General features: G+C 63.0%; 7 protein-coding genes. All 7 read right to left on the bottom strand.

Features of this window, described 5'->3' with window-relative positions:
• Positions 1–1,490: heavy metal translocating P-type ATPase (locus WCE35_RS24580; RefSeq protein ID WP_424595902.1), on the bottom strand; the 1,490-nt coding region annotated here is incomplete at its 3' end.
• A gap of 12 nt (positions 1,491–1,502) precedes the next feature.
• Positions 1,503–2,003 carry a FixH family protein gene (locus tag WCE35_RS24575; RefSeq protein WP_424595901.1) on the bottom strand — a complete coding sequence of 167 codons (501 nt, stop codon included), beginning with the start codon at positions 2,001–2,003 and terminating at the stop codon, positions 1,503–1,505.
• A 9-nt stretch (positions 2,004–2,012) separates the two neighbouring features.
• A complete protein-coding gene (gene ccoG, locus WCE35_RS24570; RefSeq protein WP_424595900.1) occupies positions 2,013–3,476 on the bottom strand; it encodes a cytochrome c oxidase accessory protein CcoG in 1,464 nt (487 codons plus the stop codon).
• Positions 3,477–3,557: 81 nt separating this feature from the next.
• Complete coding sequence (ccoP, locus tag WCE35_RS24565; RefSeq protein WP_424595899.1) at positions 3,558–4,430, bottom strand: cytochrome-c oxidase, cbb3-type subunit III; 873 nt, start codon at positions 4,428–4,430, stop codon at positions 3,558–3,560.
• Between the two features lie 7 nt (positions 4,431–4,437).
• Positions 4,438–4,602, bottom strand: a complete 165-nt coding sequence (locus WCE35_RS24560; RefSeq protein ID WP_424595898.1) for a cbb3-type cytochrome oxidase subunit 3 — start codon at positions 4,600–4,602, stop codon at positions 4,438–4,440.
• An 11-nt stretch (positions 4,603–4,613) separates the two neighbouring features.
• Positions 4,614–5,348: a cytochrome-c oxidase, cbb3-type subunit II gene (gene ccoO / locus WCE35_RS24555; RefSeq protein ID WP_424595897.1), complete on the bottom strand. Its 735-nt coding sequence runs from the start codon at positions 5,346–5,348 to the stop codon at positions 4,614–4,616.
• 11 nt (positions 5,349–5,359) lie between these two features.
• The gene (gene ccoN / locus WCE35_RS24550; RefSeq protein WP_424595906.1) at positions 5,360–6,982 is read right to left on the bottom strand and encodes a cytochrome-c oxidase, cbb3-type subunit I; all 1,623 of its coding nucleotides are present in this window, start codon (positions 6,980–6,982) and stop codon (positions 5,360–5,362) included.
• Between the last annotated feature and the right edge of the window lie 82 nt (positions 6,983–7,064).

Genomic DNA, 7,064 nt, shown 5'->3' with positions numbered 1-7,064 from the left:
CCGGGCAGCTCGACCGCGCCGTCCAGCGGCGACTTCGCCTGCGCGGCGCGCGCGACCGCCCGGGCGACCGGATGATGGCTGGCAAGCGCCAGCCGGCCGGCGAGGCCAAAGATCGCCGCCGGTACGCTCGCGGCGTTGACCACGTCCAGCTCGGGCAAGGTCAGCGTCCCGGTCTTGTCGAACACGATGGTATCGATCCTGGCGACCCGCTCGATCGCGTCGCCGGAATTGATCAGCACGCCGTTGCGGAACATGGCGCCGGCCACCACCGTCTGCACCGCCGGTATCGCAAGCCCAAGCGCACAAGGGCAGGTGATGATGAGCACCGCGATCGCGGTCACGACGGCATCGTGCCAGTTCGCGCCAAGCATCGCCCAGCCCAGCATCGTCAGCAGCGCCGTGGCATGCACCACCGGCGCATAGAGCCGCGATGCCCGGTCCGCCAGCCGCACATAGCGCGAACGCGCCTGCAGCGCATTTTCAAGCAACCTCGATATCTCGGCGAGCAGCGTGCCTTCGGCCGCGGCCGCAACGCGGACGCGCAACGTGCCGGAGATGTTGAGCGTACCGGCATAGACCTGCGTGCCGCGCTCCGCCCTGACATGAAGCGTCTCGCCGGTAATCAGACTTTGGTCGATCTCCGACCGGCCCTCGATGACGTTGCCGTCGATCGCGGACCGCTCGCCCGGCCGCAGCAGCACGATATCGCCGGCGCGGATGGCCGAGGCCGGCACCTCGCAGACTTCGTCGGTACTGACGAATTTGGCGGCGGTTTCAGCCTTGAGCGCGGCGAGATTGCCGGCGACGGCACGGGTGCGGCGGCGCATGTTCTGGTCGAGAGTGCGGCCGGCCAAAAGGAACGTCAGCAGCATGATCGCCGCATCGAAATAGGCGTGCTCGGCGTGATGCACGGTTTCGACCACCGACATGCCCAACGCGAGGATGACGCCGATCGAGATCGGAACGTCCATGTTGACGCCGCGGGCCTTGAGCGCCTCGAACGCCGAGCGGAAAAACGGCTGGCCGGCATAAGCCGCCGCCGGCAACGCAATCAGGGCGGACAGCCAGTGAAAAAAGTCCCGCTGTTCGGGCAGCATGTCGGTCACATTGCCCGACCACACCGGCACCGACAGCATCATGACGTTCATGGTGGCGAATGCCGCGACGCCGAGGCAGCGTAGCAGATACTGCGAGCGCTCCGCCTCGACCAGTTCGGCGCGGACCGGCTCGAACGGATAGGCCTTGTATCCGAGCTCGGCGAGCCGGTCGATGAACTGTGCCGGATCGAGCCTGCCCTTCTTCCATTCCAGCGCCAGCCGGCGGTCGGTCAGGTTGACCCGCGCGCGCGTCACATCCGGGATCGCGGACATCCCGCGCTCGATCTTGGCCATGCAGCCCGCGCAACTAACCCCCTCGACCGCGAGATCGATATGGGCAAGGCCCGCGTCCACCTCCCTGACGTAGCTTGAGAAGTCCCGTGTCAATTGCATCCGGCGACCCCGCTAGTTCAGCATGATGCGGTTCCTGGACAGGAACATTCGCGCACCCCTGGCATCGCCCTCGAGCACCAGATCCCACTGCCCCGGCATCACGTCAGGCGCGTTTCCGCGATAGATTCCGATGCCCGCTTCCGCCAATGCGAACGGCCTGTCCACCCGTTTGTCGGTCGGCCGCTCCAGGCGGCCGGCGAATTTCAGGCCGCTCAACGGCACGCCCTTCGCATCGCGCGCCTCGATCCGCACCATAGTGACGCCGTCGGCACCGCGCGCGACATGCGCATCGATCTTCCAGCCGCGGCGCTCCTGATCGCGCGCGGCCGCGATCTGCCGCTCGTAGGCCAGGCTAGCGCCATAGGCGCTGTCCACTTCCGTGCCCGGCAGCGTTTCGATCGCGAACCTCATCATCAGCAGGTTGACGCCGATCACCACCGCGAAGAACGAGATGAGCCAGAGCAGGACCATTCCCCCGGTCAACGGCTTCGCTGCGGTCAACGGCTTGCGCATATCAGAACCTCATGGGGCCACAAAATGGTCGGTAGCCGACGCCGTCTCGCCGAGGCCGATGTCCGTCACCCTGAATTTTACCGGGACCGACTTTTCGGTATTGCCCTCGGACGGTGCGCTCACCAGCACGCGAAGCTCGGTGGTTTGATCGCGGCCGATGACGATCATCGGCCGGTCCTGCGTGACCGAATCGGTCCCGACGACATGGACCGTCGAATTGACCGGACCGTCGACATCGATGGCGATGACGCGGTCGAAACCGCGCTTGTTCAAGAGGCGGACCGTGTAGGCGTTGCGGATCGATCCATCGCTGAGTCTCACGGCGACGGGATTGCGGTCGTGCAGGACGTTGATGTCGAGCAGCGACCGGTTCAGCAGCGCATACAGCATGACCGCGCCGACGGTTGCAATCAGCGCGGCATAGACCAGCGTGCGCGGCCGCACGATACGATAGATTTCCGGCTTTCCCGCTCGCCGCCGGTGAATATTGAAGTCGTTGTCATATCCGATCAGCCGGGTCGGCCGGCCAACCTTGTTCATGACGGTGTCGCAGGCATCGATGCAAAGGCCGCACTGGATGCATTCGAGCTGCGGCCCGTCGCGGATATCGATGCCGGTCGGGCAAACCGCGACGCACTGATAGCAGTCGATGCAGTCGCCGGCCTTCTCGCCGCGGGCATGCAATTCATTGGCCTTTTTCAGCGAGTAGCGCGGTTCGCCACGATCGTATCGGTAGGTGACGTTGAGCGCCCATTCATCGGTCAGTGCCGCCTGGATGCGTGGCCACGGGCACATGTAGACGCAGACCTGCTCGCGCATGTGGCCAGCGAGCAGATAGGTCGTGGCGGTCAGGATCGCGATCCAGATATAGGCGATCATCGGCGCCTGGAAGGTGGCGAGTTGCTTCACCAAGGTCGGGGCGTCGTTGAAATACAGTACCCAGGCGCCGCCGGTCCACCATGCGATCATCAGCCAGATCGAATGTTTGAGGACGATCTCGGAGAAGCGCCGAAGCTTCCACGCGCTGCCGGCGGCATCCTTCTTCATGCGCGCGCGGCGGTCGCCCTCGACCAGGCGTTCCACCGCGTAGAACAGGTCGGTCCATACCGTTTGCGGGCAAAGGTACCCGCACCAAACGCGGCCGCCGACCGCGTTCATCAGAAACAGGGTGATCGCGGCGACGATCAACAGCCCGGTGAAATAGTAGACTTCCTGCGGCCACAGCTCGATGAAGAAGAAATAGAAACGCCGGCTGGGAAAGTCGATCAGGACCGCCTGGTCGGGCGCGCCCAGACCGCGGTTCCAGCGCACGAAGGGCAGGAAATAATAGACGCCGAGGCAGCCGGCCATCAGCCCCCATTTGACGCGGCGGAACGTTCCGGAGACCTTTTGCGGATAGACTTTCTTGCGCGCCGCATAGAGCGGCCCGTCGTCGAGAGCTTCCAGGTCATCCGCGAGGACAGGCTCGTTCATTGAGGCGGCGATCTCGTTTCCCGACTGAGCCTAGGCGCAATTTTGGAAGCGGGATTGATTCACCTCAAGGAAGCGGCCGCTTCACTGGCCGCCGCCGAGGGAATGCACATAGACCGCGAGCGCCTTGATGGTCGGGGCGTCGAGACGGCCGACCCATGCGGGCATCACACCACCCCGCCCGTTGGTGACGGTCTCGACGATCGCGGCCTCGTCCGACCCGTAGAGCCATATCTTGTCGGTCAGGTTCGGCGCGCCCAGTTCCTGATTACCCTTGCCGGCATCGCCATGGCAGGAGGCGCAATTATCCGCAAAGATCTTGCTCCCGGCGACGGCGTTGAATCCCGGGCCGGTCGACAGTCCGGACAGCGACCTGACATAGTTCGCGACCGTGGCGATTTCGGCCGGTTTCAGGACGCCCTCCTTGCCGAACGCCAGCATCGCACCCTCGCGGGTTTTGGAGTGTCCGGAGCGCGCGCCATACTGGATGGTCTGCTCGATCTGATCGAGCTTGCCGCCCCACAGCCAATCGTCGTCATTGAGGTTCGGGAAGCCCCTGGCGCCGGCGCCGCCGCTGCCGTGGCACGGCGCGCAGTTATCGCCAAACGCTGCCTTGCCGCGGGCGCGTGCGAGGGCAAGCAGGGCCGGATCCTTTTCGATTTCAGCAAGCGGGGCCGCGCCAAGCGCGACCATCTTGTCGCCCCGGATCTTCTCGAGATTGGCGAGTTCGACGGCGACATCGGCGCGCGATGAGTAATTCAATATCCCGCTGGTATGGCTCCACAATAACGGCCATGCCGGATAAAACACCCAGTATCCGATGGCCCAGACGATGGTTAAGTAAAAGGTGATGATCCACCAGCGCGGCAGCGGCGTATTCAGTTCCTTGATGCCGTCCCACTCATGGCCGGTGGTCGACCTGCCCGAGACTTTGTCGATGTCGTGAGTTTCGGTCATGATGCTGTCATTCCTCCCGCAGCGGCATGCGCGCCGCGGCGTCGAACGTCGCCTTGTTACGCGGCCAGAACGCATACAGCGCAATCGCCAGGAAGATTCCGACAAAGACCGGCGTCCACAGCGTCGTCACCAGTTCGGACGCCAGATTCTGAGCGGTTATGATCGCCTTCATGCCCATCGCCCTCAGCGCAGATTTGCTTTTTCGTTGTAGAGCTTGAAATCGACCAGCGTGCCGAGCATCTGCAAGTATGCGATCAGCGCGTCCATCTCGGTCGGATTGCCGGCCTTGCCGTCGAAGTTTCGTATCACCGCCTTGGGATAGCGTTTTGCAAACGCATCCGCGCCAGTACCGTCAGGATCGGTCTGCGCCTTGAGGTCGGCTGCCGCATTGGCGATCTGGTCGTCCGAATAAGGCACTCCGACGGCGCGGCTGGTGCGCAGATGATCGGCCATCGAGGCGGTATCGATCTCGGTCTCGGCCAGGAACGGATAGCCGGGCATCACCGACTGCGGCACGATCGCACGTGGATCCTTCAGATGCGTCACGTGCCAGTCGTCGGAATATTTGGCCCCGACGCGGGCGAGATCAGGCCCGGTGCGCTTGGAGCCCCACTGGAAGGGGTGATCATACATGCTCTCGGCCGCGAGCGAGTAATGCCCGTAGCGCTCGACCTCGTCGCGCAGCGGCCGGACCATCTGCGAGTGGCAGAGATAGCAGCCCTCGCGGACATAGATATTGCGGCCGGCCAGTTCGAGCGGCGTATAGGGCCTGATCCCGTCGACCGCCTCGATCGTGCTCTTCAGATAGAACAGCGGCGTGATCTCGACCAGGCCGCCGATCGCGATCACTGCCAGAATTCCGACGATCAGAATGATCGAATTCCTTTCAAAGATCTGATGGCGCGTCCAGGCTGACATCTAACCGCTCCTCATTCCGCCGGCTGAAGGGCGAGCGGCGACTGCACTTCCGCCTCGCCGACGCGCACCGTCATCCAGAGATTATAGGCCATGATCAGCGATCCGATCAGGAACAGCGCGCCGCCGCCGGCGCGTATCACATAGAACGGATGCATCGCTTCCACGGTTTCGATGAAGGAATATTCGAGGAAGCCCAGCGAGGTGTAGGCACGCCACATCAATCCCTGCAAGATACCCGACACCCACATCGCCGAGATGTAGAGGACGATGCCCAGCGTCGCAGTCCAGAAATGCCAGTTGACGAGTTTGAGGCTGTAGAGGCCCTTGCGATTCCATAACCAGGGAACCAGGCAATACAGCGCGCCGAACGAAACGAATCCGACCCAGCCCAGCGCGCCCGAGTGAACGTGACCGATGGTCCAGTCGGTGTAATGGCTGAGCGAGTTCACGACCTTGATCGACATCATCGGGCCTTCGAAGGTCGACATGCCGTAGAAGGCGACCGACACCACCAGCATGCGCAGCACCGGATCGGTGCGAAGCTTGTCCCAGGCGCCCGACAGCGTCATCAGGCCGTTGATCATGCCGCCCCAGGACGGCATCCACAGCATGATGGAGAACGTCATGCCGAGCGTCTGGGCCCAGTCGGGCAGCGCGGTGTAATGCAGGTGATGCGGACCGGCCCAGATGTAGAGAAAGATCAGCGCCCAGAAATGGATGATGGAGAGACGATAGGAATAGATCGGCCGTTCGGCGCGCTTGGGAATGAAATAGTACATGATGGCGAGGAAGCCGGCGGTGAGGAAGAAGCCGACGGCGTTGTGCCCGTACCACCACTGGAACATCGCATCCTGGACGCCGGCCCAGGCGACATAGGATTTCGATCCGAACACCGATACCGGCAGCGCCGGATTGTTGCCGAGGTGCAGCACTGCGATGGTGACGATGAAAGCGAGATAGAACCAGTTGGCGACAAAGATGTGCGGCTCCTTGCGCTTGACCAGCGTCATCAGGAACACCAGCAGATAGGTGACCCAGACGATGGTCAGCCAGAGATCGGCGTACCACTCCGGTTCGGCGTATTCTTTCGACTGGGTGACGCCGAGCAGATAGCCGGTGCCGGCGATCAGAATGAAGAAATTGTATCCGACAACCACAAACCAGGGCGCCAGGTCGCCGGCGAGGCGAACCCGGCAGGTCTTCTGAACGACGTAGAATGAGGTGGCGATGAGAACATTGCCGCCGAATGCGAAGATGACCGCCGAGGTGTGCAGCGGCCGCAGCCGGCCGAAACTGGTCCATGGCAGATCGAAATTGAGCGCGGGCCAGGCCAGTTGACATGCGATCAGGAGGCCTACGGCAAATCCGGCGATGCCCCAGAACACCGCAATTGCCGCTGCGAATTTGACCGGACCCAGATTGTAGTTTGGACGGCCATTGATCTCCTGCGCCGGCAGAGCGGCCGGCCGGTCATAGTAGCGATTGAGAATGGCGATCGTCGCCGCAAGGCTGCTTGCCGCCGCCAGCGATGCATGAAAGGCAAACGCGCTGTCGAGCGCCTTGGCCGCCGCGAACACGCAAAAAAAAGATGATACCGCAAAAATCGCCGCCAGGGCGGCTTCACCATGCGTCATTTGCTTGAGGTCTGGGGATTGTGCCATTGCGATTCTTTCGACGCCACGCCGCGGCTTGCCCCGGCAAGTCCGCGTGGCGGTT

Origin of the sequence: Bradyrhizobium sp. (assembly GCF_049691595.1) — a bacterium.
Taxonomy (GTDB): Bacteria; Pseudomonadota; Alphaproteobacteria; order Rhizobiales; family Xanthobacteraceae; genus Bradyrhizobium.
The sequence above is the reverse complement of the archived record's forward strand: the minus strand, read 5'-3'. Positions and strand labels throughout refer to the sequence as shown.